The following is a 26,337-nucleotide window of genomic DNA, read 5'->3' on the forward strand; positions in this document are numbered from 1 at the left end:
TCGGTTGACCCGCCTCCCGGCGGGTGGTGGCGACAATGGAGACGCGGGTGCCGGCCCGGCGGGACGCCGAGGAGCGGGAAACGGCCCGGATCCCGCACGTCAGGGGGCCAGGGGAAGGAAGCACGCCTCGATGCCGAAGCCGTACGACCCGGATGCCCGGTGGCTCGGCGCCGTGATGCACGCGGCGTTCTTCCTGCTGCTCGGCGGGGCCCTCACCCGGTTCCTGATCAACCACCCGGGCGAGCCGCGCACTCCGTGGATCGTCGTCCTGTCCGCCGTCCTGGCCCTGCTGCACCTGCTGGGGCCGGTGCTCGGCGCCCCCGGCGCGCGGCCCGGCCGCCGACGGCCGGTCTGGCTGGGGCCGGTGGTCGTGGTGTGGATGGTGCTCGTCGTGCTCGCGCCCAGTTTCTCCTGGTGCGCGGTACCCCTGTTCTACACCGGTCTGCGCACGCTGCCGACCCGGGCCGCGCTCGTCCTGGTCACGGTGCTGACGGCGCTCGTCGTCGCGGCGCAGCTACGGCTGGCCGGGCGGTTCGACCCGAACCTGCTGCTGGCGCCGCCGGCCGTCGCCGCCATCGCGGCGGCCGTCTTCCTCCACACCGAACGGCAGGCGCGACGGCAGCGCACCCTGATCGACGACCTGCTCCGCACCCGCCGTGAACTCGCCGCCTCCGAGCGCCGCGAGGGCACGCTCGCGGAAAGGCAGCGGCTCGCCATGGAGATCCACGACTCCCTGGCCCAGGGGCTGTCCAGCCAGCGGATGCTGCTCCAGGCGGCCGAGCGGGTGTGGGAGGACGACCCCGAAAAGGCCCGCCGCCACGTCCGGTCCGCCGCCTCGGTCGCGGAGCACAACCTCGCCGAGGCCCGCCGCTTCGTGCACGACCTCGCGCCGACCGACCTGGCGCGCGGCGGCGGCCTGGAGGCGGCACTGGACGCGCTGGCCGAACGGGAGAGCGGTGAACACCTCACCGTACGCGTCCACGTCGACGACGACGGGCGGGTGCCGCTGCTCCCGGACCGCGTCCAGTCGGCGCTGCTGCGCATCGCGCAGGGTGCCCTGTCCAACGTCCGCGAGCACGCGTCCGCCGACACGGCCATCCTCACCCTCACCGTCCTCGACGACCAGGTCCTGCTGGACGTGAGCGACGACGGCCGCGGATTCGACCCGTCCGCGCCGCCGAGCGGCCCGACCGGACTGCGCGGCCACGGACTGCCCGCGATACGGGCCCGCCTGCGGCAGCTCGGCGGCACACTGACCGTGGAGTCCACGCCGGGCGAGGGCACCGTGCTGTCCGCCGCCGTACCCCTGGAAGGCCCTCGATGACCGCCCACGACACCGACACCGACACCGGCCCCGGCTCCCCCGGGGTGCGCCTCCTCGTCTGCGACGACCACGCCGTGGTCCGGGCCGGGCTGCTCGCCCTGCTCGACAGCGCTCCCGGCATCGAGGTGGTCGGTGAGGCCGGCACGGGGGAAGAGGCACTGGCACTGGCGGCCAAGCTGCGGCCGGACGTGGTGCTGATGGACCTCCAGCTCGGCGAGGGCATCAACGGGGTGGAGACCACCCTCCGCCTCACCGCCGTGCCCGAGGCCGCCCCGCGCGTACTGGTGCTGACGACGTACGACACGGACGCCGACATCACCCGTGCCATCGAGGCCGGTGCCACGGGCTACCTGCTGAAGGCGGAACGTCCCGACGAACTGTTCGCCGCCATCCACGCCGCCGCGCTGGGCCGCACCGTGCTCTCCCCACCGGTCGCCAGCCGGGTCATGGCCAACCTGCGCAGCCCGCGGCCCTCCCTCACCGACCGCGAACGCGACATCCTCACCCACCTCGCCCGCGGGCTCGGCAACCAGGAGATCGCCCGCGCCCTGTTCATCAGCGAGGCCACGGTCAAGACCCACCTGCGCCGCATCTACGGCAAACTGGGCGTCGACACCCGGGCGGGCGCGGTCGCGGTGGCGAAGGAACAGCGGCTGCTGCCCTGACCGCCGCCCACCTCGGCCGGACCGGCACCCGCCCCCCTTCGGGCCCCGTCGGCGACGCCTGCGGCGACCCCCTGACGGAGCCCACGGGCGAGTGGTCGGACGACGTCAGCCGTAGGTGTAGAACCCCGACCCGCTCTTGCGGCCCAGGCGGCCCGCGTCGACCATGCGCTGGAGCAGCGGGGGAGCGGCGTACAGGGGCTCCTTGTACTCCTCGTACATCGAGTACGCCACCGAGGCCACCGTGTCCAGGCCGATCAGGTCGGACAGCTTCAGCGGGCCCATCGGGTGGGCGCAGCCCATCTCCATGCCGTTGTCGATGTCCTCCCGGCTGGCGATGCCCGACTCGAACATCCGGATCGCGGAGAGCAGGTACGGGATCAGCAGCGCGTTCACCACGAAACCGGAGCGGTCCTGGGCGCGGATCGCGTGCTTGCCCAGCAGCTTCTCGGTGAAGGCCTGGGCGCGGCTCAGCGTGCCCTCGGAGGTGGTGAGCGCCGGGATCAGCTCGACGAGCTTCTGCACCGGGGCCGGGTTGAAGAAGTGGATGCCGATGACGTGGTCGGGCCGCGAGGTGGCGACCGCCAGCTTCACCAGCGGGATGGAGGAGGTGTTGGAGGCCAGGATCGCGTCCGGCCGGGTCACCACCTGGTCGAGGACCTGGAAGATCTCGGTCTTGACCTGCTCGTTCTCGACCACGGCCTCGATCACCAGATCACGGTCGGCGAACTCGCCGAGGTCCGTGGTGAAGCTCAGCCGGGCCTGCGTGGCCGCCAGCTCCTCCTCGGAGATCTTGCCGCGCTCGGCCGCCTTCGACAGGGAGTTGAACAGCCGGGTACGGCCGATCTCCAGGGCTTCGCCGGTGGTCTCGGCGACCTTGACGTCCAGTCCGGCACGGGCGCACACCTCGGCGATCCCCGCACCCATCTGACCGCAGCCCACCACTCCGACGCGTTCGATGTCGGTCACATCGTCCCTTTCGCTACTGCTTACGGCTGTGGCAGGTCGCCGGGTCCCGGGTCCTGCTCCGTCCGTGCACGTTACTCCGAAGTATCGATGATCGATCGCGGGGGTGGGGCATCCTGGGCACAGGACCGTGTCCGGCCAGGCGGTTCGTCGGTGTTCAGGGGGGCTCTATGGGGCGGGTGTCACGCAGGATGTTCGCGACGGCGGCGCTGGCCGCGCTGGCGACGGTGCCGCGGGCGTCGGCCGCGCCGCGGCGGCGCGCGGTGCCGGGCGCGGCGACCGGTGAGATGCGGGGCATGTGGGTGGCCACCGTCACCAACCGGGACTGGCCCTCCCGGCCGGGGCTGAGCGCCGCGCGGCAGCGCGCCGAACTGCTCGACCACCTCGACACGGCCGTCCGTGACCGCCTCAACACCGTGATCTTCCAGGTGCGGCCCACCGCCGACGCGTTGTGGCCCTCGCCGTACGAGCCGTGGTCGCAGTACCTCACCGGCACCCAGGGCGCCCCTCCCGGCTGGGACCCGCTCGGCACGGCCGTCGCCGAGGCCCACGCCCGCGGTCTGGAGCTGCACGCCTGGTTCAACCCGTACCGCGTGGCCCTGCACGACGACCCCGCCCGGCTCACCGCCTCCCACCCCGCCCGCCGAAACCCCGGCTGGACCGTCCCGTACGGTGGCAAGCTCTACTACAACCCGGGTCTGCCCGAGGTCCGCGCCTTCGTCCGGGAGGCGATGCTCGACGCGGTGCGCCGCTATCCCGTCGACGCGGTCCACTTCGACGACTACTTCTATCCGTATCCGGTGGCCGGGCAGACCTTCGACGACGACCTCGCCCACGACACCTACGGCGGCGACTTCCCGGACCGGGCGGCCTGGCGGCGGGACAACGTCGACCGGCTGGTGCGCGAGATGGCTGCCCTGATCAAGGAGATCCGCCCCGGCACCCGCTTCGGCATCAGCCCCTTCGGCGTGTGGCGCAACGCCGACGTGGACGAGCGGGGCTCCGCCACGCACGCGGGTGTGCAGACGTACGACGATCTGCACGCCGACACCCGCCGGTGGGCCCGGGAGAACTGGATCGACTACATCTGCCCGCAGCTGTACTGGAACATCGGCTTCGCCGCCGCCGACTACGCCGAGCTGCTGCCCTGGTGGGCCGAGGTCGTCCGGGACTCCGGGACCCTGCTGTACGCGGGGGAGGCCCTCTACAAGGCGGGCGACCCGGCCCAGCCCGCGGCCTGGCGGGACCCGGCCGAACTCTCCCGCCACCTCACGCTGGCCGCCGAGCACCCCGAGGTGCGCGGGCACGTCTTCTTCGCCGCCCGCGAGGTGACGGCCGATCCGGTCGGGGCGATGGCGCGGGTGGTCGCCGACCACTACGGGCAGCCGGCCGCGCCCCCGCGCTGATCCGGGAGGTCGTTCGGATCCTGCCGAGCAGAGCGGGGTCCGGCACGCACTCCCCCAGAGGGGGCACCCCATCGCCTCCGCTCGGCTCAGCCGCATGGTGCCGCTGGTCCGAACGACGCCTCCTACCGCTGTCGCGTCGCCTTGTGCCGGATCTCGGTGTCGGGGCCGGGTGAGCACACGCCCTCGTGTCCGTCCTGGAAGCGGACGCGGTAGGGCGGGTTCCCTTCCTGGCCCATCACTTCGACGATCTCTCCGACCTTGTCGTGCTGGCCGACCACCCTGCCGTGCTGGACAAGCTGGTCACCCTCGGTTGCGCGCATCGGGGCCTCCTCTCAACCGCGTGCCCGCTGGGTGACGGCGATGCACACGAGCACAGCCGCGGCCGTCAGCGGGGCGGCCACCGTCAGCTGCTCGTTCAGCAGCAGCACCGACCACACCAGTGTGAGCAGAGGCTGGGCCAGCTGCAACTGGCTGGCCTTGGGGATGCCGATGGCCGCCATGCCCCGGTACCAGACGATCAGCCCGAGGAACTGCGAACCCGCCGCCACCCACAGCAGTCCGGCCACGCTGTGCGCGGTCAGCGTCACCGGCTCGACGGTCAGCGCGACCGCGGCGACGGGCAGGGTGAGCGGCAGGCACAGGACCAGCGCCCAGCCGATCACCTGCCAGCCCGGCATCACCCGGGCCAGCCTGCCGCCCTCGGTGTAGCCGGCCGCGCACACCAGGAGCGCGGCGAAGAGGTACAGGTCGGCCGTGGTCAGCGCGCCGCCGCTCTGCTGCACGGTGAACGCCAGCACCGCGGCGGCCCCGGCGAGGGCCGCCGTCCAGAAGGTGCGCGAGGGGCGGGAGCCGACGCGTAGAGCGGACAGCAGCGCCGTGGTCAGCGGGAGCAGGCCGACCACGACGGCCGCGTGCGCGGTGGTGGAGGTCTGCAGGGCGAGGGTGGTCAGCATCGGGAAGCCGAGCACCACCCCTGCGCCGACCACCGCGAGTCCGGGCCAGTGCTTCCGGTCCGGCGGCGGCACGCGCAGCGCGAGCAGACAGCCGCCGGCGATGAACGCCGCGAGCACACTGCGTACGGCCACCAGCGACCAGGGCCCGAACCCTTCGAGTCCCCAGGCGGTGGCGGGGAAGGTGAGGGAGAAGGCGATCACGCCGAGGGCGGCCTGGAGGGTGCCGAAGCCGCGGCGGTCGCGGGGGGCGGTGACTGCTATCGGCACTGCGGCAGTAGCGCTACTCTGTGCTCTCATGCATGAGCGTAGCAGTGTCGGTGAACTGGCGGAACAGCTACGGAGGGAGCTGGACCGCTACTCTCCCGGTGGAAAGCTCCCCTCCAGCCGGGCCCTGGTGGAGCGGTTCCGGGTGAGTCCGGTGACCGTCTCCCGGGCGCTGGCGCAGCTCGCCGCCGAGGGGCTGGTGGTCACCCGGCCCGGCGCCGGCGCCTTCCGGGCACAGCCCCGGGTGTCGGCCGCGCCCGCCGGGGACACCTCCTGGCAGGAGGTCGCCCTCAGCGCCGACGGCGCCGCCGACCTCGTACCGCGCTCGGTGGACGCCTCCGGGGTGCTGGTCTCGCTGGCCGCACCGCCACCCGGCGTGATCGAGTTCAACGGCGGCTATCTGCACCCCTCCCTGCAACCGGAGCGGGCCATGGCGGCGGCACTGTCCCGCGCCGGACGCCGGCCGGGCGCCTGGGGACGTCCGCCCATGGAAGGGCTGCCCGAGCTGCGCGAGTGGTTCGCGCGCAGCATCGGCGGACCGGTGACGGCGGCGGGCGTGCTGGTCACCTCGGGCGGGCAGTCCGCGCTGACCACGGCCCTGCGCGCACTCGCCCCGCCGGGCGCCCCCGTCCTCGTCGAGTCGCCCACCTACCCCGGCATGCTCGCCATCGCCCGCGCCGCCGGACTGCGCCCGGTGCCCGTCCCGGTGGACGCGGACGGCGTACGGCCCGCACTGCTCGCGGACGCGTTCCGCGCGACCGGCGCCCGTGTCTTCGTCTGCCAGCCGCTGTTCCAGAACCCCACCGGCGCCGTGCTCGCCCCCGGCCGGCGCGGCGAGGTGCTGCGCATCGCCCGCGAGGCGGGCGCCTTCGTGGTCGAGGACGACTTCGTACGGCGGCTGGTGCACGAGGACGCGGGCCCGCTGCCGCGTCCGCTGGCCGCCGACGACCCCGACGGGGTGGTGGTGCACGTCTGCTCGCTGACCAAGGCGACCTCGCCCAGCTTCCGGGTGAGCGCGCTCGCCGCGCACGGCCCGGTCCTGGAACGGCTGCGGGCCATCCAGATCGTCGACACCTTCTTCGTGCCCCGGCCCCTCCAGGAGGCCACGCTGGAACTCGTCGGCTCGCCCGCCTGGCCGCGCCATCTGCGCGCGGTCTCGGCCGCGCTGCGGGCCCGCCGGGACGCGATGACCGCCGCGCTCCGCCTCCACCTGCCCGAACTCGCCCTGCCGCACGTCCCGTCCGGCGGCTACCACCTGTGGCCCCGGCTGCCCGACGGCACGTCCGAGTCCGCCCTGACCGCCGCCGCCCTGCGCGCGGGCGTCGCCGTCACCCCCGGCCGCCCCTACTTCAGCGCCGAACCCCCGGCCGGCCACCTCCGCCTGAGCTTCGCGGCGGTGGCCGGCGCCGGGGAGATCACCGAGGGCGTACGGCGTCTGCGCACCGCCTGGGACGAAGTACTGGGATAAGCGTTCGACGCCACCCCGCGTGACCTGCGAGCATCCGGCCATGACCGACTCCCCGCGCCTGCCCGAGGGCTACGAGATCTCCACCGACCCCGCCCGCATCGACGCCGAACGCGTGCACCGGTGGCTGTCCACCGACGCCTACTGGGCCCTGGGTCGCTCCCGTGAGAAGCAGGACCGGGCGATCGAGGGGTCCCTCAATCTCGGCGTGTACGACACCCTCTCGGGGAAGCAGGTGGCGTACGCCCGGGTCATCACCGACCGGGCGACCTTCGCCTGGCTGTGCGATGTGTACGTGGACCCGTCGGTGCGCGGCAAGGGCGTCGGTACGGCACTGGTGGCGGCGGTGCGGGAGGAGCTGCGGCCCTGCGGGCTGAAGCGCATCATGCTGGCCACGCACGACGCGCACGAGGTCTACGCCAGGCTCGGTTTCCGGCCGCTGGAGCGGCCCGACCAGTGGATGGCGCTCGTCGAAGGATGACGGAGCGTTTCGCGGCACTTGTCCGCCCCGTCCTTACCAGCCAGTAAAGCGGGATGTACCTTGAGTGACGGCTCGGCGACACCCCTTGACCCGCGCACCTCGGCGACTCACGATCGCCGCATGGCACTTCGGGTCACGTTCGTCGCCGCCGCGGGGAGCTCCTCGGTGCTCGCCGAACGCTTCGAGGACGACCGGCCGCTGGACCAGGCCGGCTGGGGCGAGGTGCAACGGGTCGCGCACGAACTGCTGCCGCTCGCCGCGGCCGATCTGCGCTACTGCTCCCCGGCCCCGCGCAGCCGCGCCACCGGGGAGGGTCTCGGGTACGCGCCGCTGGTGCAACTCGCCCTGCGTGACTGCGACATGGGCCGCTGGCGGGGGCTGACCCTGGGGGAGGCGATGGCCCGGGAGCCGGGGGTCGTGGACGCCTGGCTGGCCGACCCGCGGTCCGCCCCGCACGGCGGGGAGTCGCTGCTGGACTTCATCGGCCGCGTCGGCGGCTGGCTCGACACCCGGCCGGTCGAGGACGGCTGCCGGGTCGTCGCGGTGGCCGAGCCGTCGGTGATCCGCGCGGCCCTGGTGTACGTGCTCAAGGCCCCGCCCGCCACGTACTGGAACATCGACGTCCGCTCGTTGTCGGCGATCGGTGTCGCCGGCCGGGCGGGCCGCTGGAACCTGCGCCTCGAAGGGGTGTCCGCTCAGCCCACGCGCGCGTAGCCGGTGGTGAGCTCCAGGTCCTTCGCGGGACCGCGCACCCGCCAGACCGTCCGCCAGTGGTCCGCGTCCCGGACGGTGAACTCGCCCCGGTAGAGGTCGGCCGAGCAGGGGTGGTCGGCGACGTACCGTCCCGTGGTGAGGTCCAGGTCGTGGAAGGGGCGTCCGTCCGCGAACCGTACGTCCGCCGTGCCGCCCGGTCCGGGCAGGAAGCGCAGGGTCCGCTCGGCGGGCCGGGTGGCGCCCCGCCAGGTGAAGTCGCCGGACTCGCTCTGCAGCAGGCCGCCGCCCTCCAGCGGGCCGAAAACGACCGTCCCCTCGAAGCGTCCCTCCTCGCCGCTCGCCAGATCCCGCACGGTCCGTTCCGCCCGCCAGCGGCCGCTCAGATAGTCCAGTGCGTCGGGCACTGGCCAGAACTCGCCCATCCCGCCTCGTTCCCGCGTGGTGTCGTTGTCGCACGACCCATTGACGTGCTCCTGCCTCCTCCCTATCTTGCCGTTCGAAGTGCTGACCATTGATCGATATATCGAACACCTCCTAGAGTCACCCACTCCTAGAGAGAGCCGCCGAGTGTCCATGTCACGCACAGCACGCCACCGCGCCCGCCTCAGACTCGGGCTCACCGCCACCGCGCTCCTGACGGCCGCCGCCCTCGTCCCGGCTCCCGCGCACGCCGAGGCCGCCGCCGACTACACGATCACCGTCGACCCGGGCGCCGAGGGCGCGGCGATCGACGACACGATGTACGGCGTCTTCTTCGAGGACATCAACCGGGCCGCCGACGGCGGTCTGTACGCCGAACTCGTGCAGAACCGGTCCTTCGAGTACTCCACCGCCGACAACGGCTCCTACACGCCCCTGACCTCCTGGTCGGTGGGCGGTACGGCCGAGGTGGTGAACGACTCCGGCCGGCTCAACGAGCGCAACCGCAACTACCTCTCCCTGGACGCCGGTTCGTCGGTCACGAACTCCGGCTACAACACCGGCATCCGGGTCGAGGAGGGAGAGCGGTACGACTTCTCGGTGTGGGCCCGTACCGAGAGCGCCACCACCCTCACCGTCACACTGAAGGACGCCGCCGGTGAGCTCGCGAGGGCCCGCAAGGTGGCCGTCGAGGGCGGCTGGGCGAAGTACGAGGCCACCTTCAAGGCGTCCCGCACCAGCAACCGCGGCCGGCTCGCCGTCGCCACCACGAACGCGGCGGCCCTCGACATGGTGTCGCTGTTCCCGCGCGACACCTACAAGAACCAGCCCAACGGCCTGCGCAAGGACCTCGCCGAGAAGATCGCCGCCCTGGAACCGGGCTTCGTCCGCTTCCCCGGCGGCTGCCTGGTCAACACCGGCTCCATGGAGGACTACAGCGAGGCCTCCGGCTGGGAGCGCAAGCGCTCCTACCAGTGGAAGGACACCGTAGGACCGGTCGAGGAACGCGCCACCAACGCCAACTTCTGGGGCTACAACCAGAGTTACGGCCTCGGCTACTACGAGTACTTCCGCTTCGCCGAGGACGTCGGCGCCATGCCGTTGCCCGTCGTCCCCGCCCTGGTCACCGGCTGCGGCCAGAACAAGGCCACCGACGACGAGGCGCTGCTGAAGCGGCACATCCAGGACACCCTCGACCTGATCGAGTTCGCCAACGGCCCGGCGAACTCCACCTGGGGCAAGGTGCGCGCCGAGATGGGCCACCGCAAGCCCTTCGGCCTCACCCACATCGGGGTCGGCAACGAGGAGAACCTGCCGCGCGAGTTCTTCGCCCGCTTCCAGCAGTTCCGGGCCGCCATCGAGGCGGAGTACCCGGACATCACCGTCGTCTCCAACTCCGGCCCCGACGACTCCGGCACGACCTTCGACACCGCCTGGCAGCTCAACCGCGAGGGCGGCGTCGACATGGTCGACGAGCACTACTACAACAGCCCGCAGTGGTTCCTGCAGAACAACGACCGCTACGACTCCTACGACCGCGGCGGCCCCAAGGTCTTCCTCGGTGAGTACGCCTCCCAGGGCAACGCCTGGAAGAACGGCCTCGCCGAAGCCGCCTTCATGACCGGCCTGGAGCGCAACGCCGACATCGTCAAGCTGGCCTCGTACGCGCCGCTGCTCGCCAACGAGGACTACGTCCAGTGGTCGCCGGACATGATCTGGTTCAACAACCACGCCTCCTGGGGCTCGGCCAACTACGAGGTCCAGAAGCTGTTCATGACCAACGTCGGCGACCGCGTGGTCCCGTCGCGGGCGAGCACCACGCCGGACGTCAGCGGCCCCATCGCGGGAGCCGTCGGCCTGTCGACGTGGGCGACGAGCGCGGCGTACGACGACGTGAAGGTGACCGCCGCCGACGGCACGACGCTGCTGGCCGACGACTTCTCCGGTGACGCCTCGCGGTGGACGCAACAAGGGGGCGGAAGCTGGAGCGTCCAGGACGGGCAGTACGTGCAGACCGACGAGGCCGCCGAGAACACCCTGGTCACGGCCGGGGACCCGGCCTGGCAGGACTACGACCTGCATGTGAAGGCCACCAAGAAGGCCGGCAAGGAGGGCTTCCTCGTCGCCTTCGGCGTCAAGGACACCGGCAACTACTACTGGTGGAACCTCGGCGGCTGGAACAACACCCAGTCCGCCGTCGAGCAGGCCTCGGACGGCGGCAAGTCGACGCTGATCTCCAAGGCCGGCTCGATCGAGACGGGCCGCGCCTACGACATCGACATCGAGGTGCGGGGCCGCCAGGTGACCCTCTACCTCGACGGCCAGGAGTGGGGCAGCTTCACCGACGACAAGCCGGCCGAGCCGTTCCGCCAGGTGGTCACCGAGGACGCCCGCACCGGCGACCTGATCGTCAAGGTCGTCAACGCCCAGCCGTCCGAGGCCCGCACCGCGATCGACCTCGGCGGCGCGAAGGTCTCCTCGCGGGCCCGTGTGACCACCCTGGCCGCCGACGCGGACGCGGTCAACACGGAGACGGACGCCCCGGTCACCCCGGTGACCTCCACCTTCCGGGGCGTGGCGAGCGAGTTCACGTACACCTTCCCGGCGAACTCGGTGACGTTCCTGCGGATCAAGCAGCGGTGACCCCGGCCCGCCGGAGGCCGGCGGGCTAGGCTCCCGTACCCATGAGCGTCGTGAGGGTCTGGAAGGGGGTGCGGCGGGCCGACAGGTCCGTCGCACCCTTCGTCGTGGCGGGCAACGTCCTGGTGGGCGGCGTGCTCCTGTGGCTGGCGATCGGCGGGATCGGGGACCCCGCCACCCGCGAGGAGGAGAACGCCGCGCAGGACCTGGCGCTGCGGATCTTCGGCTGCTGGCTGCTGGGCGGGGTGGCGCTGTTCGCCGTGCTCGGCATGGTCCGCTCCCTGCTCGGACACCTCGCCGCCCTGCTCCTCACCCCCCTCGTGATCACCGTCGCCCTGATGGCCCTGGCCTGACCCCCGCCGCCGACGGCCGCAGGATCGTTCCGGGACCGCATTGCATAAACGTGCATGGAAACGTATAGTCATGCCATCCAGGAGGAGGGTTTTCCATGGTGGTACGTGCGGCGGTGGCCGGAGCGAGCGGGTATGCGGGCGGTGAGCTGCTGCGTCTGCTCCTGACGCACCCCGAGGTCGAGATCGGTGCCCTGACCGGCAACTCCAACGCCGGGCAGCGGCTGGGCGCGCTCCAGCCGCATCTGCTGCCGCTGGCCGACCGCGTACTGGAGCCGACCACGCCCGAGGTGCTCGCCGGGCAGGGCCGACGGCACGATGTGGTCTTCCTCGCGCTGCCGCACGGCCAGTCCGCCGCCGTCGCCGAGCAGCTCGGCGAGGAGGTGCTCGTGGTCGACATGGGCGCCGACTTCCGGCTGAAGGACGCCGCCGACTGGGAGGCGTTCTACGGCTCCCCGCACGCCGGCACCTGGCCCTACGGCCTGCCCGAACTGCCGGGTGCCCGCGCCGCGCTGGAGGGGTCCAAGCGCGTCGCGGTGCCCGGTTGCTACCCGACCGCCGTCTCCCTCGCCCTCTTCCCGGCGTACGCCGCCGGCCTCGCGGAGTCCGAGGCGGTGATCGTCGCCGCCTCCGGCACCTCCGGCGCCGGCAAGTCGGCCAAGCCGCACCTGCTGGGCAGCGAGGTCATGGGCTCCATGTCCCCGTACGGCGTGGGCGGCGGGCACCGGCACACCCCCGAGATGATCCAGAACCTCAGCGCGGCGGCGGGCGAGCGGGTCTCCGTCTCCTTCACGCCGACCCTCGCGCCGATGCCCCGCGGCATCCTCGCCACCTGCACCGCGAAGGCGAAGCCCGGCGTCACCGCCGAGTCCGTGCGCGCCGCCTACGAGAAGGCCTTCGCCGACGAGCCCTTCGTCCACCTCCTGCCCGAGGGCCGGTGGCCCGCGACCGCGTCCGTCCACGGTTCCAACGCCGTTCAGATCCAGGTCGCGTACGACACCGCCGCCGGCCGGATCATCGCGATCAGCGCCATCGACAACCTGACCAAGGGCACCGCGGGCGGTGCCGTCCAGAGCATGAACCTCGCCCTGGGCCTCGACGAGGCCACCGGGCTGACGACGATCGGAGTTGCGCCGTGAGTGTGACGGCAGCGAAGGGATTCACGGCGGCGGGCATCGCCGCCGGGATCAAGGAGAACGGCAACCCCGACCTGGCCCTCGTGGTCAACAACGGCCCCCGCCGCGCCGCCGCCGGCGTCTTCACCTCCAACCGCGTCAAGGCGGCGCCCGTGCTCTGGTCCGAGCAGGTGCTGAAGAGCGGGCAGTTGTCCGCAGTCGTCCTCAACTCCGGTGGCGCCAACGCCTGTACGGGACCGAAGGGCTTCCAGGACACCCACGCCACCGCCGAGAAGGCGGCCGAGGTGCTGGGGACCGGAGCGGGCGAGATCGCCGTATGCTCGACGGGACTCATCGGCGTACTGCTCCCCATGGACAAGCTGCTCCCGGGTGTGGAGACCGCCGCCGGTCAGCTCTCCGAGCACGGCGGTGAGAAGGCCGCCATCGCCATCAAGACCACCGACACCGTCCACAAGACCTCCGTCGTCACCAAGGACGGCTGGACCGTCGGCGGCATGGCCAAGGGCGCCGGCATGCTCGCCCCCGGCCTCGCCACCATGCTCGTCGTCCTCACCACCGACGCCGACCTCGACGCCGAGGTGCTCGACAAGGCCCTGCGCGACGCGACCCGGGTCACCTTCGACCGGGTCGACTCCGACGGCTGCATGTCCACCAACGACACCGTGCTGCTGCTCGCCTCCGGTGCCTCCGGGGCCGCGCCCGGGTACGAGGAGTTCGCCGACGCCGTACGGACCGTCTGCGACGACCTCGGCCAGCAGCTCATCCGCGACGCCGAGGGTGCCAGCAAGGACATCAAGGTCGAGGTGGTGGGCGCCGCGACCGAGGACGACGCCGTCGAGGTGGGCCGCTCCATCGCCCGCAACAACCTCCTCAAGTGCGCCATCCACGGGGAGGACCCCAACTGGGGCCGCGTCCTCTCCGCGATCGGCACCACGAAGGCCGCCTTCGAGCCCGACGAGCTGAACGTCGCCATCAACGGCGTCTGGGTCTGCAAGAACGGCGGCGTCGGCGAGGACCGCGACCAGGTCGACATGCGCTACCGCGAGGTCCACATCGTGGCGGACCTCGCGGCAGGCAATGAGTCTGCGACGATCTGGACCAACGACCTGACGGCCGACTACGTCCACGAGAACAGCGCGTACTCCTCTTGACGTGCCCGCTTGGTCGTCGTGGGTCCTCGCCGTCACCGACGAGGGTTCCTGGTTCACCGGCGACTGCTCGCCCCGGACGAGTCCGGGATGAGTCTTACATCGCCTCCACAGGCCAACACCGCCCGCCCGGCGGCTGATTCGAGATCTTTCCGAAAGTCGGCTATGACGGTCAATCACCCAGAAGAGCGAAAATCCCCGACCCGTAAGCACACCGCCCTGCCCAAGGCGCAGATCCTCATCGAGGCGCTGCCCTGGCTCACCCGCCACCACGGCAAGACCGTCGTCATCAAGTTCGGCGGCAACGCCATGGTCGACGAGGACCTGAAAGCCGCCTTCGCCCAGGACGTCGTCTTCCTGCGCCACGCCGGCCTCAAGCCCGTCGTCGTGCACGGCGGCGGCCCGCAGATCAGCCGCGCGCTCGACCGGCACGGCATCGTCAGCGAGTTCAAGGCCGGCCTGCGCGTCACCACCGAGGACGCCATGGACGTCGTACGCATGGTGCTCGCCGGACAGGTGCAGCGCGAGCTGGTCGGGCTGCTCAACCGGCACGGCCCGCTCGCCGTCGGCCTCACCGGCGAGGACGCGCACACCCTCACCGCCACCAAGCACCGGCCCGAGATCGACGGCGAGCTCGTCGACATCGGACGGGTCGGCGAGATCACCGACATCGACACCGGCGCGATCGAGGCCCTGCTCGCCGACGGCCGCATCCCGGTCGTCTCGTCGATCGCCCGCAGCCAGGACGACCACCATGTCTACAACGTCAATGCTGATACGGCGGCTGCGGCACTCGCTGCTGCACTGGGCGCCGAGACCCTCATGGTCCTCACGGACGTCGAAGGACTCTACGAGGACTGGCCGAACAGCGACGAGGTGATCAGCCGCCTCACCGCGTCCCAGCTCGAGAAACTCCTGCCGGAGCTGTCCTCCGGCATGGTGCCGAAGATGGAGGGCTGTCTGCACGCCGTACGCAACGGCGTGACCACCGCCCGCGTCATCGACGGCCGGGTCCAGCACTCGATCCTGCTGGAGATCTTCACGGACGAGGGCATCGGCACGATGGTCGTGCCCGACGAACAGGGGGAGTCGTGACCAACGCAGAACTCACCGCACGGTGGCAGGGCGCGCTGATGAACAACTACGGCACGCCGCGCCTGCCCCTCGTACGCGGCGAGGGCCCGAAGGTCTGGGACGCAGAGGGCACGCAGTACCTCGACTTCGTCGGCGGCATCGCGACCAACGCACTCGGCCACGCCCACCCGGCGATCGTCGAGGCCGTCAGCCGGCAGATCGGCTCCCTCGGCCACATCTCCAACTTCTTCATGGCCGAGCCGACCGTCGCCCTCGCCGAACGGCTGCTCCAGCTCTTCGGCCGGGACGGCAGGGTCTTCTTCTGCAACTCCGGCGCCGAGGCCAACGAGGCCGCCTTCAAGATCGGCCGGCTCACCGGACGGACCCACGTCGTCGCCACCGAGGGCGCCTTCCACGGCCGTACGATGGGCGCCCTCGCGCTCACCGGGCAGCCCGGCAAGCGCGAGCCGTTCCAGCCGCTGCCCGCCGACGTCACCCACGTGCCCTTCGGCGACGCGCAGGCGCTGGCCGCCGCGGTCACCGAGGAGACGGCCCTGGTGATCATCGAACCCATCCAGGGCGAACTCGGTGTCGTCGTCCCGCCCGCCGGCTACCTGAAGGCGGCCCGCGCCATCACCGCCGCCACCGGCGCGCTGCTCGTCCTCGACGAGGTGCAGACCGGCATCGGCCGGACCGGGCACTGGTTCGAGTACCAGGCCCACGAGGGCGTCCTGCCGGACGTCGTCACCCTGGCCAAGCAGCTCGGCGGCGGCCTGCCGCTCGGCGCCACCGTCGCCTTCGGCCGCGCCGCCGACCTGCTCCGGCCCGGCCACCACGGCACGACCTTCGGCGGCAACCCGGTCGCCTGCGCCGCCGGACTCGCCGTTCTCGACACCATCGAGGACGAGGGGCTGCTGGAGAACGTCAAGCGGCAGGGCGAGAAACTCCGCGACGGGATCGAGGGGTCCGGCCACGCCTTGATCGACCATGTCCGGGGCTCGGGCCTCCTCCTGGGTATCGTGCTCACCGAGCCGCTCGCGCCCCAGGTGCAACAGGCGGCTCAGGACGCCGGATTCCTCGTGAACGCGCCCGCCCCCGATGTCGTACGGCTGATGCCGCCGCTGAACCTCGGGGACGACGCGGTGGACGCCTTCCTCGGGGCGCTGCCCGGCATCCTGGACCAGGCCGGTACGGCGGGCGGGGAAGGACGATCCGGAGAATGAGACGACGATGAGCCAGGAGCAGGACCAGGGGCAGCAGGCCGGGCCCGCCGTGCCGCAGACGCGCACCGCACGCCACCGCCGGATCGTGGACATCCTCAACCGGCAGCCGGTGCGGTCGCAGAGCCAGCTCGCGAAGCTGCTCGCGGACGACGGGCTGAGCGTCACCCAGGCGACGCTGTCGCGGGACCTGGACGAGCTGAACGCGGTGAAGATCCGCAACAATGACGGTGACCTGATCTACGCGGTGCCGAGTGAAGGGGGGTTCCGTACCCCCCGGGCGCCGCTGGGGGAGTCCGCGAAGGAGGAGCGGATGCGGCGGCTGTCGCAGGAGCTGCTGATCTCCGCGGAGGCCTCCGCGAACCTGGTCGTCCTGCGCACCCCGCCCGGTGCGGCCCAGTTCCTGGCCTCGGCCATCGACCAGGCGGAGCTCCACGACATCCTCGGCACGATCGCCGGCGACGACACGCTGCTGCTGATCAGCCGGGAGCCGACGGGGGGTCAGGCCCTGGCGGACCACTTGCTCCGCCTGGCCCAGAACGGCCACTGATCGCTGCGCGGGTTTCTCCGGTACGCCTCCTGCGGGCCGTCTGTGGCCGATCGCGCAGTTCCCCGCGCCCCTGGGGGAGTTGCGGTACGGCCGGCCGAGTGCTTGCGTTCTCGCGACTGTGGTCTGTCGGCTGCGGGCTGTCTGTGGCTGGTCGCGCAGTTCCCCGCGCCCCTGGGGGAACTGCAGTACTCCCGACTGGGAGGCCCCGCAGCTGTGGGCCTTGCCTCGCAGCCACGTCCCCCGCGCCGCAGCCACGCCCCCCGCGCCGCAACCGCGGGCAGTCGTGCCGCAACCGCGGCCCCGCGCCGCAACCGCGGGCAGTCGTGCCGCTGGGGCGGCACGGGTGGGCGCGGCGGCACCTCGCGAACGCGGTGAGCGAAACCGTTGCCTCAGCCGCAGCGCCGCTCACCCAGGAGCGCCGCTCACCCCAGCCAACCCGCCAGCCCCCCGGTGCACCGCACCTCGTCGCCCGCCGTGATCAGCAGCGCCTCGACGTCCGGGAGGGACTCCAGCCACCGCAACCCCTCCCGCGACCCCATCGCGAACGCCGCCGTGGCCCAGCAGTCCGCCCACGTCAGGCGAGGGGCGACGACCGTCACCGCGACCAGGTCGGTCACCGCGGAGCGACCCGTGCGCGGATCGACGATGTGATCGCCCCGCTCGGCCGTACCGGACGTCGCCACAGCCAGTTCCGAGGCACCCGACGCGGAGACGACCGCGGCGAGACCGCCCGGACGCAACGGGTCCGACACCCCCACCCGCCACGGCCGCCCCGCCCCCGGCCCACCCAGCAACTGGACGTCCCCGCCCCCGTTGACACTCACCCCCGTCGCCCCCGCGGCAGCGAGCCGCCGCGCCGCCCGCTCCGTGGCCCAGCCCTTCACGACGCCCGTCGGATCGAGCCGCCCCCGGTAACGCGGACTGAACCAGCCCTCGCTCACCCGCTCCGCCTCCGCCGCCAGCTCCAGCACCTCGGCGACCTCGGCATCGCACTCCCCGACGCTCAGCTCACCCCGCGCCAGCCGGGAGATCTGGCTGTCGTCGCGGTACGTGCTGAACACCTCGTCGACCCGGTGCAGCCCCGCGACCGCCTCCTCCAGCGCCGCGCGCACCACAGCGGGTTCCCCGCCGCGGACGTCGAGGGAGAAGACGGTCCCCATCGTCTCCTCCGCGTGACGCACCGCGGCGGGAGCCTCGGCCGGCTCGGCCACCGTGTCAGCCACCGGCCTTGTCCAGCGCCGACTGAAGTGACTGTTTGTACCCCGCGCTCGTGTACGTGGCCCCCGACACCGCGTCGATCCCCGCGTCGCCGGCCGCCACCGCCGCCTGGTTGAGCTTCGGCACGGCGTTGGAGTTGACCTGGTCGCTCTGCCCGCCCTCGGGCGTCTGCACCGCCTCGGCCTTGGTGATCTTCCCGCCGCTGACGGTGATCCGCACCTGTACCGGCCCGTACTGCGTCTGCGCCACGTCCCCGGTGACGGTCCGCGCCTGCGCGCTCCCGGCACCGTCCCCGGCGCCCTGCCCGGACCCGGCCGCCCGCGCCTTGTCCAGCGCCGACTGCAGCGACTTCTTGTACCCGGAACTCGTATAGGTCGCCCCCGACACCGCGTCGATCTCCGCGCTCTGCGCCGCGACGGCCGCCTGGTTGAGCCTGGGCACGGCGTTGGAGGTGATCTGGTCGCTCTGCCCGCCCGCGGGCGCCTGCACCGCCTCGGCCTTGGTGATCTTCCCGCCGCTCACCGTCAGCCGGACCTGCACCGCGCCGTACTGGGTCCGCGCCGCGTCACCGGTGACGGTGCCGTTCCCGATGGGCTGGGCGGCGCCGCCCTGCGGTGACCGGGCCGCCGCGGGCGGGGCCGCGCCGCCGGCCGCGGCGGCCGAGCCGGGGTCGGACGCCGGCTTGAGCGACAGCAGCAGCACGATGCCGGACACGGTGGCGGCGGTCGCGAGCACGGCACGCCGGACGGGGTGACTCTTCCTCATCGCTTCTCAAGCTCCTGGTGGCTGTGGATGACCCGGGTGGATGGCCCGTCGCTCACATCTCGAACGACTCGTGATGGATACGGCGCGCGGGGACCCCGGCGCCGCGCAGCGCCTCGTACACCGACTGCGCGAACCCGGGCGGACCGCACATGAACACGTCGTGGCGGTCGACGTCCGGGATCTTCCGCCGCAGGCTCTCCGCCGAGATGTCGGGGCGCTCACCGTCGGGACTGTTCACCGCGTACATCAGCCGGGCGCCCCGCTCGTCGGCGATCTTCGCCAGCTCGCCCCACAGCGCCAGGTCCTGCGTGCTGTTCGCCCGGTACAGCAGCGTGATGTCACCGGAGGCGCCGGGCAGCGTCTCGAACAGCGCCCGCATCGGGGTGATCCCCACCCCGCCCGCCACCAGCAGCACCTTGCCCCGGCTGCGGCGCTGCGCGGTCAGCGCCCCGTACGGGCCCTCCGCCCACACCTTCGTGCCGGGCTCCAGCTCGCGCAGCCGGGAGGTGTGGTCGCCGATCGCCTTGACCGTGATCCGCAGCATGTCCGGGCGGGGCGCCGCCGACAGAGAGTACGGGTGGGAGCTGAACCGCATGCCCGGCGCCTTGAACCGCCAGCGGAAGAACTGCCCGGCCTCCGCGCCCATCCGGTGCAGCCTGCGCCCGCCGATCAGCACGGACACGATGCCCGGCGTCTCCTCGACGACCGCCTCGACCCGCATCCGGTGCCGCATGTTCAGCCGCACCGGGGTGATGATCCGGTACCACAGGACCAGTGCGGTCACGACGCCGTACAGCCCGTACCAGAAGGTCTTCGCGGTCGGTTCGACGGCGAACTCGTTGCCGGTGGTGATCTGGTGCCAGAACGTCAGGAAGACCGCCGCGTACGTCAGCAGGTGCACGTGGTACCAGCCGTCGTACGGCAGCCGGCGCCGGACCGGGCCGATGGAGAGGAAGGCGATGACGAACAGCAGCCCGGTGCCGATGGCGGCCTTGCCCATGTCCGGCAGCGTGTTGATGGAGGTGATCGTCTGCTGCACGATGTCGCCGAGGCTCTTGCCCGCCTGGCGGGCGTAGCCCCACATGATCAGGAAGACGTGCGCGATCACCAGGCTGACGGTGTAGCGGCCGCTCATCGCGTGCCAGCGGGCGACCCGGTCCGAACCCACCCGGCGCTCCAGCGCGGGCACCCGCGCCATCTGGAGCACCACCAGGGCCATCAGATAGCCGGCGAGCAGACCGGTGATCCGGCCCGCGGCGACGATCTTCCCGGTGGTGTCCGCGATGGACGGCGTGTTGGTCCACCACAACCACAGCACGGCCACCGCGCCCGCGCCGACGGCGAGCAGCAACGGCACGGCGGGGGAGCGGCGCGGACGGATGCGGCGCATCGTCTGGCGGCGGGCGGCACGGCCGCCGGCGAGCGTGGTGGTCACGGTTCCTCCGTGGGGACTTGACCCTTGGCCCACAGATACGTGCCGTCACGCTGGAGTGTTCAGAGGGAATCCGCGGTTCGGTGAGGAAATCCGCGGTTCAGTAACGAGTGATCGCCGTGCGCCCGCTCCTGGTCCCGATCGCGATGTGCGGTCCCCGCGCGGGGTCGGCCCAGCGCAGGATCTTCCGCATCGCCGCCCTCGGCACGGACACGCATCCCGCCGTCGCCCCGCGCCCGTTGACGTGCAGGAAGATTCCGGCGCCCCGGCCGCGCACCGGGCGGTGGTAGTTGAAGCCGACGACGAGGGCATGGGCGTACTGCGCGCGGTAGCCGATCAGGTGCTCGGCCTCGGCGGCCCGGCAGTCGGCCGCGCGGGGCTCGGTCCAGCGGTTGTAGGAGCGCGAGTCGTCGTCCTGGCACCACCAGGAGTTCCGCCGTACGGGCCGGTACGTGTACGCCGTCCCGCGCGGCGCCGCCTCGATGCCGAAGGCGTACGGCATCCCGTACAGCCCGGTCGGTGTCGTGTTCGTGCCCTGCCGCCGGGCGGTACCCTCCGCCAGCCCGCGCGCCCCGAAGCGGGCCGGCGCGGAACCGACCGCCACCCAGCGGCCGTCCTCGCGGTCCCACCAGGTGACCGTGCCGGTCGTGGAGCCGGTGCCCGGTGCCACCGCGGTGATCAGCTGGGTGCCGCCCCCGGTGTCCGCCATCCGGTCCGGCAGCGGCGCGGACGGCCGGCCGGCGCCGAGCAGGAGCAGGGACAGGGAGACGAGGACGGCGGCGGGGGCGGCACCTGGGCGCATGCCTCAGACGCTAGAGGGAGGCAGCGGCAACGGCAGCCCGGGGAGTCCGTCCAGGCTGGTCGCGATGTACTCCTTCTTGGTGAAGTACGCGTCGAGCGAGGCGTCGTCCTCCCGTGCGAACCGCTTCGCGTGCAGGTCCCGTTCGCTCTCGTACGCCATGAAGGGCACCCCGTATCCGCAGGTGTCGCGGATCAGTTCGGCCGTCACGACGACGACGGCACGCAGGCCGTGGAGCGAGGGGTCGATGTCGGGGAAGCGGGTGAGCAGTTCCCCGAAGCGCGGGTCGTCCCGGAAGACGGGCTCGCCGCGCCCGTGCACGCGCACGATGTTCGGCGGTCCCTGGAACGCGCACCACATCAGGGTGATCCGGCCGTTCTCCCGCAGATGGGCGATGGTCTCGGCGTTGGAGCCGGCGAAGTCGAGGTAGGCGACGGTGAGCTCGTCGAGGATCGCGAAGGACCCCTTGAGCCCCTTGGGCGAGAGGTTGACCGTGCCGTCGGCGGACAGGGGGGCGGTGGCGGTGAAGAAGACCGGCTGTTCCTCGATGAAGGTGCGGAGGCGGCCGTCTATGCGCTCGTAGGTCTTTCCCATGTTCACCGATTTATGGGACAAGGTCTTTCGTTTGTCTAAGCAATTTGTGGCCGTCGGATAAATACCGTGGCCGCCCCGGCCGGCGCTTGTACGGGGCGGCCACAGCGCCTGTCACCTCACTTGGTGAGTGTGCAGGCGGCCAGGGAGTCCAGCCCGGAGGGGCGTTCGGCGGTGCGGCCGATGGCGGTGGCGATGCGGTTGACGGCGGCGACGCGTTTGTCCTCGAGGGGGCCGAGGACGGCGTTCTGGACGAAGTCGGGTCCGCCCTGTCCGACGGTGTCGACCAGGCGTTTGTTGGCTTCGACGATCTGCTTGTCGAGGTCGGCGAGGTTGCGGTCGACCTCGGCCTGTGCGGAGGCGGGGATCGCGGGCAGCTCCGGGGCCACGTCCGGGCAGGAGATCGTGCCCGGTCCCGCCGGCGTCCGGGCGTCCGCGTCGCCGCCGTCCCCGGACGACTCGCCGGCGAGGGCGGAGCCGGCGATCACCGCGCCGGACAGCGCCAGCGCGGCGGCACCGCCGATGAAGCCGACGCGGCGCTTGTTGTACTTCGGAAGGGCCCTGGACATGCGGATGCCTCACTCGGGTCGGGGGTGTCACGGGTGTCCGTCGTGCTGTCTCGATCGGTCCGACGCGGCGCCCGCGTCCGGCGACAAGTACGCGAAAGCGGTTTCCGATGTTCAACCCGCCCCCGGATTCGCGAGCGGATTGACGATTCATGCGGACTCCTGCATACTCATGCATGTCAGCGAATGCACTGTAAGGAGAAACCCGTGACCGAGCGCGTCGTACTCGCCTACTCGGGCGGTCTGGACACCTCCGTCGCCATCGGCTGGATCGCCGAGGAGACGGGCGCCGAGGTCATCGCCGTTGCGGTCGACGTCGGCCAGGGCGGCGAGGACCTGGACGTCATCCGCAAGCGCGCCATCGCCTGCGGTGCCGTCGAGGCCGAGGTCGCGGACGCCAAGGACGAGTTCGCCGAGGAGTACTGCCTCCCGGCGATCAAGGCCAACGCCCTCTACATGGACCGCTACCCGCTGGTCTCCGCGCTGTCCCGGCCGACGATCGTCAAGCACCTCGTCGCCGCCGCGCAGAAGCACGGCGCCACCACCGTCGCCCACGGCTGCACCGGCAAGGGCAACGACCAGGTCCGCTTCGAGGCCGGCATCGTCGCCCTCGCCCCCGACCTGAAGTGCATCGCCCCGGTCCGCGACTACGCCATGACCCGCGACAAGGCCATCGCCTTCTGCGAGGCCAAGGGCCTGCCGATCGCGACCACCAAGAAGTCCCCGTACTCCATCGACCAGAACGTCTTCGGCCGCGCCGTCGAGACCGGATTCCTCGAGGACATCTGGAACGCGCCGATCGAGGACGTGTACGAGTACACGCAGAACCCCGCCGTGGCGCGCGAGCCCGACGAGGTCGTCATCACTTTCAAGGAGGGTGTGCCGGTCGCCGTCGACGGCAAGCCCGTCACCGTCCTCCAGGCCATCCAGCAGCTCAACGAGCGCGCCGGCGCCCAGGGCATCGGCCGGATCGACATGGTCGAGGACCGCCTCGTCGGCATCAAGTCCCGCGAGGTGTACGAGGCCCCCGGCGCGATCGCCCTGATCACCGCCCACCAGGAGCTGGAGAACGTCACCGTCGAGCGCGAGCTCGCCCGCTACAAGCGGCAGGTCGAGCAGCGCTGGGGCGAACTGGTCTACGACGGCCAGTGGTTCTCCCCGCTCAAGCGCGCCCTGGACGGCTTCATCACCGAGGCGAACCAGCACGTCAACGGCGACATCCGGATGACGCTGCACGCCGGCCGCGCCGTCGTCACCGGCCGGCGCTCGGAGTCGTCGCTGTACGACTTCAACCTGGCCACGTACGACACGGGCGACACGTTCGATCAGGCCGCCGCGAAGGGGTTCATCGACATCTACAGTCTGTCGGCGAAGATTGCCGCGAAGCGGGATCTGGGCTGAGCGTTCCGTTGCGGCGCGGTGGAACGGTGCGGCCGGTCCGTGGCTGGTCGCGCAGTTCCCCGCGCCCCTGTGGGGCGCGTGGTACACACCATCTTTGAGGAGCACAGGTAGTGAGCAGCAACAGCGGTGACGTACGGCTCTGGGGCGGCCGTTTCGCCGACGGGCCCGCCGAGGCCCTGGCGAAGCTGTCCGCGTCCGTCCACTTCGACTGGCGGCTCGCGCCCTACGACATCGCCGGCTCGCGTGCCCATGCCCGCGTGCTGCACACGGCGGGGCTGCTCACCGAGGACGAGCTGACCCGGATGATCGCCGGCCTCGACCAGCTCGAAGCGGACGTCGCCGACGGCTCCTTCACCGGCACCGTCGCCGACGAGGACGTGCACACCGCCCTGGAGCGCGGCCTGCTGGAGCGGCTCGGCCCCGACCTCGGCGGCAAGCTGCGCGCCGGCCGGTCCCGCAACGACCAGGTGGCCACCCTCTTCCGCATGTACCTGCGGGACCACGCCCGCACCGTCGGCGGCCTGATCGCCGACCTCCAGGACGCGCTGACCGGCCTCGCCGAGGCCCACCCGGACGTGGCCATGCCCGGCCGCACCCACCTCCAGCACGCCCAGCCGGTGCTCTTCGCCCACCACGTCCTCGCCCATGTCCAGGCGCTGTCCCGGGACGCCGAGCGGCTGCGCCAGTGGGACGAGCGCACGGCGGTGTCCCCGTACGGCTCGGGCGCGCTCGCCGGTTCCTCCCTGGGCCTGGACCCGGAGGCCGTCGCCGAGGACCTCGGTTTCGAGCACGGCAGCGCGGCCAACTCCATCGACGGCACGGCCTCCCGCGACTTCGTCGCCGAGTTCGCCTTCATCACCGCGATGATCGGCGTGAACGTCTCCCGGATCGCCGAGGAGGTCATCATCTGGAACACGAAGGAGTTCTCCTTCGTGACCCTGCACGACGCGTTCTCCACCGGCTCGTCGATCATGCCGCAGAAGAAGAACCCGGACATCGCCGAGCTGGCACGCGGCAAGTCGGGCCGTCTCATCGGCAACCTGACCGGCCTGATGGCCACCCTCAAGGCCCTCCCGCTCGCGTACAACCGCGACCTCCAGGAGGACAAGGAGCCGGTCTTCGACTCCATCGACCAACTGGAGGTCCTGCTGCCCGCCTTCACCGGCATGATGGCCACCCTCACCGTGCACCGCGAGCGCATGGAGGAACTGGCCCCGGCCGGCTTCTCCCTCGCCACCGACATCGCCGAGTGGCTGGTCAAGCAGGGCGTGCCGTTCCGCGTCGCGCACGAGGTGGCCGGCGAGTGCGTCAAGGTCGCCGAGTCCGAGAACAAGGAACTGGACGAACTGACCGACGAACAGTTCGCCAAGATCTCCACCCACCTCACCCCGGAGGTCCGCTCGGTCCTGAACGTCCCCGGAGCCCTCGCCTCCCGCAACGGCAGGGGCGGCACGGCCCCGAGCGCGGTCGCGATCCAGCTGGCAGAGGTGAAGGCGAACGTGGCGGCCCAGCACGAGTGGGCGAACGCAAAGAGGCAGAGCTGATCGAACGCCGCTGAGGGCAGCTCCCCAGGGGCGCGGGGCTGTACCGATGTGCGGCTCCGCCGCGTGGGCGCGACAAGCCACAACGGCGCCGTCCCCGCGAAACAACCGTAGTACCCGAGCTCTTGGGCGAAGCCAAGGTCATCGCGGGTTACGTTGGTCAGGAACCGTACCGGACCCGACCGAACGGAGCCCGCGATGCCCTTCGCCCGACTGGCAACAGCAACAACCCCCACCTGCCACATCGGCCTCGGCCTCGCCGCCATCGGCCGCCCCGGCTACATCAACCTCGGCCGAAACACCGACCTCGGAGAAGACCGCGGCGTCGAGACGCTGCACACCCGCACGCACGAACTCCTCGACGCCGCCTACGCCCAAGGCGTCCGCTACTTCGACGCCGCCCGCTCCTACGGCCGCTCCGAGGAGTTCCTCGCCGACTGGCTGAAGAAGAGGACCGACGTCGACGACGTCGTCATCGGCAGCAAATGGGGCTACACCTACACCGCCGACTGGACCACCGACGCCGAGCGGCACGAGGTCAAGGACCACTCCCTCGCGGCGTACGAGCGTCAGCGCGCCGAGACCGAGGAACTGCTCGGCGACCGGCTCGACCTCTACCAGATCCACTCGGTGACCCCCGAGAGCCCCGCCCTCACCGACAAGGAGCTGCACGCCCGGCTCGCGGAGGCGGCCGGGCAGGGCCTCACCGTCGGCTTCTCCACCAGCGGCCCGGCCCAGGCCGACGCCATCCGCGCCGCCCTCGCCGTCACGGTCGACGGCGAGCTCCTCTTCCGTACCGTCCAGTCGACGTACAACGCCCTGGAGACCTCCGCCGGGCCCGCGCTCGCCGAGGCCCATGACGCGGGGCTCACCGTGATCGTCAAGGAGGGCATGGCCAACGGCCGGCTCGCCGCCGCGAACGCCCCGGAGGCGCTGCGGGCCGTCGCCGAGGAGACCGGGCTCGGCTGTGACGCCGTCGCCCTCGCGGTGGTCCTGCGGCAGCCGTGGGCCGGCGTGGTCCTCTCCGGCGCGGCCACCACCGCCCAGCTCGCCTCCAACCTGCACGCCGCCGTCGTCGACCTCACCGACGACCAGCTCTCCCGCCTCGCCGCCCTGGTCGAGGAGCCCCGGGCCTACTGGGAGCGGCGCGGAGAGCTGCCCTGGCACTGAGCACCCAGCCGTTCGTCACGCGACAGCCGTGAGACCCGTACGCCTTGAATGAGACATCAATGTCTCACATGGGGTACGGTT

26 protein-coding genes are annotated in these 26,337 nt (G+C 71.8%); 16 read left to right on the forward strand and 10 right to left on the reverse strand.

Annotated features, from left to right (window positions below):
- Positions 1 to 130 precede the first annotated feature (130 nt).
- Together AMK33_RS17135 and AMK33_RS17140 are read left to right on the forward strand one after the other, a co-directional pair.
- The gene (locus AMK33_RS17135) at positions 131 to 1,324 is read left to right on the forward strand and encodes a sensor histidine kinase (protein ID WP_073933692.1); all 1,194 of its coding nucleotides are present in this window, start codon (positions 131 to 133) and stop codon (positions 1,322 to 1,324) included.
- Entirely contained in the window at positions 1,321 to 1,989 is a 669-nt protein-coding gene (locus AMK33_RS17140; protein WP_073933693.1) for a response regulator, read from the forward strand. Before AMK33_RS17135 ends, AMK33_RS17140 begins: the two co-directional genes overlap by 4 nt.
- Positions 1,990 to 2,094: 105 nt before the next feature.
- On the opposite strand, the gene AMK33_RS17145 is transcribed toward AMK33_RS17140, so the two are convergent.
- A complete protein-coding gene (locus AMK33_RS17145) occupies positions 2,095 to 2,955 on the reverse strand; it encodes a 3-hydroxybutyryl-CoA dehydrogenase (protein ID WP_073933694.1) in 861 nt (286 codons plus the stop codon).
- Positions 2,956 to 3,122: 167 nt separating this feature from the next.
- Between AMK33_RS17145 and AMK33_RS17150 the strand changes: the two genes are divergently transcribed.
- Positions 3,123 to 4,358 carry a glycoside hydrolase family 10 protein gene (locus AMK33_RS17150; protein ID WP_443030920.1) on the forward strand — a complete coding sequence of 412 codons (1,236 nt, stop codon included), beginning with the start codon at positions 3,123 to 3,125 and terminating at the stop codon, positions 4,356 to 4,358.
- Between the two features lie 122 nt (positions 4,359 to 4,480).
- On the opposite strand, the gene AMK33_RS17155 is transcribed toward AMK33_RS17150, so the two are convergent.
- Together AMK33_RS17155 and AMK33_RS17160 are read right to left on the reverse strand one after the other, a co-directional pair.
- Entirely contained in the window at positions 4,481 to 4,678 is a 198-nt protein-coding gene (locus AMK33_RS17155) for a DUF1918 domain-containing protein (RefSeq protein WP_073933696.1), read from the reverse strand.
- A 12-nt stretch (positions 4,679 to 4,690) separates the two neighbouring features.
- Positions 4,691 to 5,608: a DMT family transporter gene (locus AMK33_RS17160; protein ID WP_073933697.1), complete on the reverse strand. Its 918-nt coding sequence runs from the start codon at positions 5,606 to 5,608 to the stop codon at positions 4,691 to 4,693.
- Between AMK33_RS17160 and AMK33_RS17165 the strand changes: the two genes are divergently transcribed.
- The 3 genes from AMK33_RS17165 to AMK33_RS17175 all read left to right on the forward strand — a co-directional run bounded on the left by AMK33_RS17165 (position 5,607) and on the right by AMK33_RS17175 (position 8,235).
- Positions 5,607 to 7,043: an aminotransferase-like domain-containing protein gene (locus AMK33_RS17165; RefSeq protein WP_073933698.1), complete on the forward strand. Its 1,437-nt coding sequence runs from the start codon at positions 5,607 to 5,609 to the stop codon at positions 7,041 to 7,043. The two genes, AMK33_RS17160 and AMK33_RS17165, sit on opposite strands and share 2 nt — an antisense overlap.
- Before the next feature lie 40 nt (positions 7,044 to 7,083).
- Positions 7,084 to 7,521, forward strand: a complete 438-nt coding sequence (locus tag AMK33_RS17170) for a GNAT family N-acetyltransferase (RefSeq protein WP_073933877.1) — start codon at positions 7,084 to 7,086, stop codon at positions 7,519 to 7,521.
- Between the two features lie 120 nt (positions 7,522 to 7,641).
- Positions 7,642 to 8,235: a histidine phosphatase family protein gene (locus AMK33_RS17175; protein WP_073933699.1), complete on the forward strand. Its 594-nt coding sequence runs from the start codon at positions 7,642 to 7,644 to the stop codon at positions 8,233 to 8,235.
- Here the strand turns inward: AMK33_RS17175 and AMK33_RS17180 are convergent.
- Positions 8,217 to 8,657: a DUF6314 family protein gene (locus AMK33_RS17180; protein ID WP_073933700.1), complete on the reverse strand. Its 441-nt coding sequence runs from the start codon at positions 8,655 to 8,657 to the stop codon at positions 8,217 to 8,219. The genes AMK33_RS17175 and AMK33_RS17180 overlap by 19 nt on opposite strands.
- Before the next feature lie 151 nt (positions 8,658 to 8,808).
- Here AMK33_RS17180 and AMK33_RS17185 point away from each other — a divergent pair, with 151 nt between their 5' ends.
- The 7 genes from AMK33_RS17185 to AMK33_RS17215 all read left to right on the forward strand — a co-directional run bounded on the left by AMK33_RS17185 (position 8,809) and on the right by AMK33_RS17215 (position 16,773).
- A complete protein-coding gene (locus AMK33_RS17185; RefSeq protein ID WP_073933701.1) occupies positions 8,809 to 11,298 on the forward strand; it encodes an alpha-L-arabinofuranosidase C-terminal domain-containing protein in 2,490 nt (829 codons plus the stop codon).
- 41 nt (positions 11,299 to 11,339) lie between these two features.
- The gene (locus AMK33_RS17190; RefSeq protein WP_073933702.1) at positions 11,340 to 11,648 is read left to right on the forward strand and encodes a hypothetical protein; all 309 of its coding nucleotides are present in this window, start codon (positions 11,340 to 11,342) and stop codon (positions 11,646 to 11,648) included.
- 95 nt (positions 11,649 to 11,743) lie between these two features.
- On the forward strand, positions 11,744 to 12,784 hold the full coding sequence (gene argC / locus AMK33_RS17195) for an N-acetyl-gamma-glutamyl-phosphate reductase (RefSeq protein ID WP_073933703.1): 1,041 nt from the start codon (positions 11,744 to 11,746) through the stop codon (positions 12,782 to 12,784).
- Positions 12,781 to 13,932 (forward strand): bifunctional glutamate N-acetyltransferase/amino-acid acetyltransferase ArgJ, encoded by a 1,152-nt coding sequence (gene argJ / locus AMK33_RS17200; protein ID WP_073933704.1) that lies wholly within the window; start codon positions 12,781 to 12,783, stop codon positions 13,930 to 13,932. The genes argC and argJ overlap by 4 nt, the downstream gene beginning before the upstream one ends.
- A 162-nt stretch (positions 13,933 to 14,094) precedes the next feature.
- The gene (gene argB, locus AMK33_RS17205; RefSeq protein ID WP_073933705.1) at positions 14,095 to 15,024 is read left to right on the forward strand and encodes an acetylglutamate kinase; all 930 of its coding nucleotides are present in this window, start codon (positions 14,095 to 14,097) and stop codon (positions 15,022 to 15,024) included.
- Positions 15,021 to 16,226 (forward strand): acetylornithine transaminase, encoded by a 1,206-nt coding sequence (locus tag AMK33_RS17210; RefSeq protein ID WP_073933706.1) that lies wholly within the window; start codon positions 15,021 to 15,023, stop codon positions 16,224 to 16,226. The genes argB and AMK33_RS17210 overlap by 4 nt, the downstream gene beginning before the upstream one ends.
- Before the next feature lie 7 nt (positions 16,227 to 16,233).
- A complete protein-coding gene (locus AMK33_RS17215) occupies positions 16,234 to 16,773 on the forward strand; it encodes an arginine repressor (RefSeq protein ID WP_073933707.1) in 540 nt (179 codons plus the stop codon).
- Positions 16,774 to 17,195: 422 nt separating this feature from the next.
- On the opposite strand, the gene AMK33_RS17220 is transcribed toward AMK33_RS17215, so the two are convergent.
- The 6 genes from AMK33_RS17220 to AMK33_RS17245 all read right to left on the reverse strand — a co-directional run bounded on the left by AMK33_RS17220 (position 17,196) and on the right by AMK33_RS17245 (position 22,147).
- Positions 17,196 to 17,933 (reverse strand): FAD:protein FMN transferase, encoded by a 738-nt coding sequence (locus AMK33_RS17220; protein WP_073933878.1) that lies wholly within the window; start codon positions 17,931 to 17,933, stop codon positions 17,196 to 17,198.
- A 55-nt stretch (positions 17,934 to 17,988) separates the two neighbouring features.
- Positions 17,989 to 18,756, reverse strand: coding sequence for an FMN-binding protein (locus AMK33_RS17225; protein WP_073933708.1), 768 nt, complete (start codon positions 18,754 to 18,756; stop codon positions 17,989 to 17,991).
- Between the two features lie 52 nt (positions 18,757 to 18,808).
- On the reverse strand, positions 18,809 to 20,191 hold the full coding sequence (locus tag AMK33_RS17230; RefSeq protein ID WP_073933709.1) for a ferredoxin reductase family protein: 1,383 nt from the start codon (positions 20,189 to 20,191) through the stop codon (positions 18,809 to 18,811).
- A 97-nt stretch (positions 20,192 to 20,288) separates the two neighbouring features.
- The gene (locus AMK33_RS17235; protein WP_073933710.1) at positions 20,289 to 20,990 is read right to left on the reverse strand and encodes a L,D-transpeptidase family protein; all 702 of its coding nucleotides are present in this window, start codon (positions 20,988 to 20,990) and stop codon (positions 20,289 to 20,291) included.
- Between the two features lie 3 nt (positions 20,991 to 20,993).
- Complete coding sequence (locus AMK33_RS17240; protein ID WP_073933711.1) at positions 20,994 to 21,581, reverse strand: pyridoxamine 5'-phosphate oxidase family protein; 588 nt, start codon at positions 21,579 to 21,581, stop codon at positions 20,994 to 20,996.
- 116 nt (positions 21,582 to 21,697) lie between these two features.
- Complete coding sequence (locus tag AMK33_RS17245; RefSeq protein WP_073933712.1) at positions 21,698 to 22,147, reverse strand: hypothetical protein; 450 nt, start codon at positions 22,145 to 22,147, stop codon at positions 21,698 to 21,700.
- Positions 22,148 to 22,351: 204 nt separating this feature from the next.
- On the opposite strand from AMK33_RS17245, the gene AMK33_RS17250 reads away from it, so the two are divergent.
- The 3 genes from AMK33_RS17250 to AMK33_RS17260 all read left to right on the forward strand — a co-directional run bounded on the left by AMK33_RS17250 (position 22,352) and on the right by AMK33_RS17260 (position 26,256).
- Positions 22,352 to 23,545 (forward strand): argininosuccinate synthase, encoded by a 1,194-nt coding sequence (locus tag AMK33_RS17250; RefSeq protein WP_201263037.1) that lies wholly within the window; start codon positions 22,352 to 22,354, stop codon positions 23,543 to 23,545.
- A 110-nt stretch (positions 23,546 to 23,655) separates the two neighbouring features.
- On the forward strand, positions 23,656 to 25,089 hold the full coding sequence (gene argH, locus AMK33_RS17255) for an argininosuccinate lyase (protein ID WP_073933714.1): 1,434 nt from the start codon (positions 23,656 to 23,658) through the stop codon (positions 25,087 to 25,089).
- 195 nt (positions 25,090 to 25,284) lie between these two features.
- Complete coding sequence (locus tag AMK33_RS17260; protein WP_073933715.1) at positions 25,285 to 26,256, forward strand: aldo/keto reductase; 972 nt, start codon at positions 25,285 to 25,287, stop codon at positions 26,254 to 26,256.
- The last annotated feature ends 81 nt before the right edge of the window (positions 26,257 to 26,337 follow it).

This window comes from Streptomyces sp. CB02400, assembly GCF_001905725.1.
GTDB classification, from domain to species: domain Bacteria; phylum Actinomycetota; class Actinomycetes; order Streptomycetales; family Streptomycetaceae; genus Streptomyces; species Streptomyces atrovirens.

Bases quoted from the DNA above. Each gene is read 5' to 3' on its own strand.
- AMK33_RS17135 (WP_073933692.1), top strand. From the start codon at position 131: ATGCCGAAGCCGTACGACCCGGATGCCCGGTGGCTCGGCGCCGTGATG.
- AMK33_RS17140 (WP_073933693.1), top strand. From the start codon at position 1,321: ATGACCGCCCACGACACCGACACCGACACCGGCCCCGGCTCCCCCGGG.
- AMK33_RS17150 (WP_443030920.1), top strand. From the start codon at position 3,123: ATGGGGCGGGTGTCACGCAGGATGTTCGCGACGGCGGCGCTGGCCGCG.
- AMK33_RS17155 (WP_073933696.1), bottom strand. From the start codon at position 4,678: ATGCGCGCAACCGAGGGTGACCAGCTTGTCCAGCACGGCAGGGTGGTC.
- AMK33_RS17165 (WP_073933698.1), top strand. From the start codon at position 5,607: ATGCATGAGCGTAGCAGTGTCGGTGAACTGGCGGAACAGCTACGGAGG.
- AMK33_RS17160 (WP_073933697.1), bottom strand. From the start codon at position 5,608: ATGAGAGCACAGAGTAGCGCTACTGCCGCAGTGCCGATAGCAGTCACC.
- AMK33_RS17170 (WP_073933877.1), top strand. From the start codon at position 7,084: ATGACCGACTCCCCGCGCCTGCCCGAGGGCTACGAGATCTCCACCGAC.
- AMK33_RS17175 (WP_073933699.1), top strand. From the start codon at position 7,642: ATGGCACTTCGGGTCACGTTCGTCGCCGCCGCGGGGAGCTCCTCGGTG.
- AMK33_RS17180 (WP_073933700.1), bottom strand. From the start codon at position 8,657: ATGGGCGAGTTCTGGCCAGTGCCCGACGCACTGGACTATCTGAGCGGC.
- AMK33_RS17185 (WP_073933701.1), top strand. From the start codon at position 8,809: ATGTCACGCACAGCACGCCACCGCGCCCGCCTCAGACTCGGGCTCACC.
- AMK33_RS17190 (WP_073933702.1), top strand. From the start codon at position 11,340: ATGAGCGTCGTGAGGGTCTGGAAGGGGGTGCGGCGGGCCGACAGGTCC.
- argC (WP_073933703.1), top strand. From the start codon at position 11,744: ATGGTGGTACGTGCGGCGGTGGCCGGAGCGAGCGGGTATGCGGGCGGT.
- argB (WP_073933705.1), top strand. From the start codon at position 14,095: ATGACGGTCAATCACCCAGAAGAGCGAAAATCCCCGACCCGTAAGCAC.
- AMK33_RS17215 (WP_073933707.1), top strand. From the start codon at position 16,234: ATGAGCCAGGAGCAGGACCAGGGGCAGCAGGCCGGGCCCGCCGTGCCG.
- AMK33_RS17220 (WP_073933878.1), bottom strand. From the start codon at position 17,933: ATGGGGACCGTCTTCTCCCTCGACGTCCGCGGCGGGGAACCCGCTGTG.
- AMK33_RS17225 (WP_073933708.1), bottom strand. From the start codon at position 18,756: ATGAGGAAGAGTCACCCCGTCCGGCGTGCCGTGCTCGCGACCGCCGCC.
- AMK33_RS17235 (WP_073933710.1), bottom strand. From the start codon at position 20,990: ATGCGCCCAGGTGCCGCCCCCGCCGCCGTCCTCGTCTCCCTGTCCCTG.
- AMK33_RS17240 (WP_073933711.1), bottom strand. From the start codon at position 21,581: ATGGGAAAGACCTACGAGCGCATAGACGGCCGCCTCCGCACCTTCATC.
- AMK33_RS17245 (WP_073933712.1), bottom strand. From the start codon at position 22,147: ATGTCCAGGGCCCTTCCGAAGTACAACAAGCGCCGCGTCGGCTTCATC.
- AMK33_RS17260 (WP_073933715.1), top strand. From the start codon at position 25,285: ATGCCCTTCGCCCGACTGGCAACAGCAACAACCCCCACCTGCCACATC.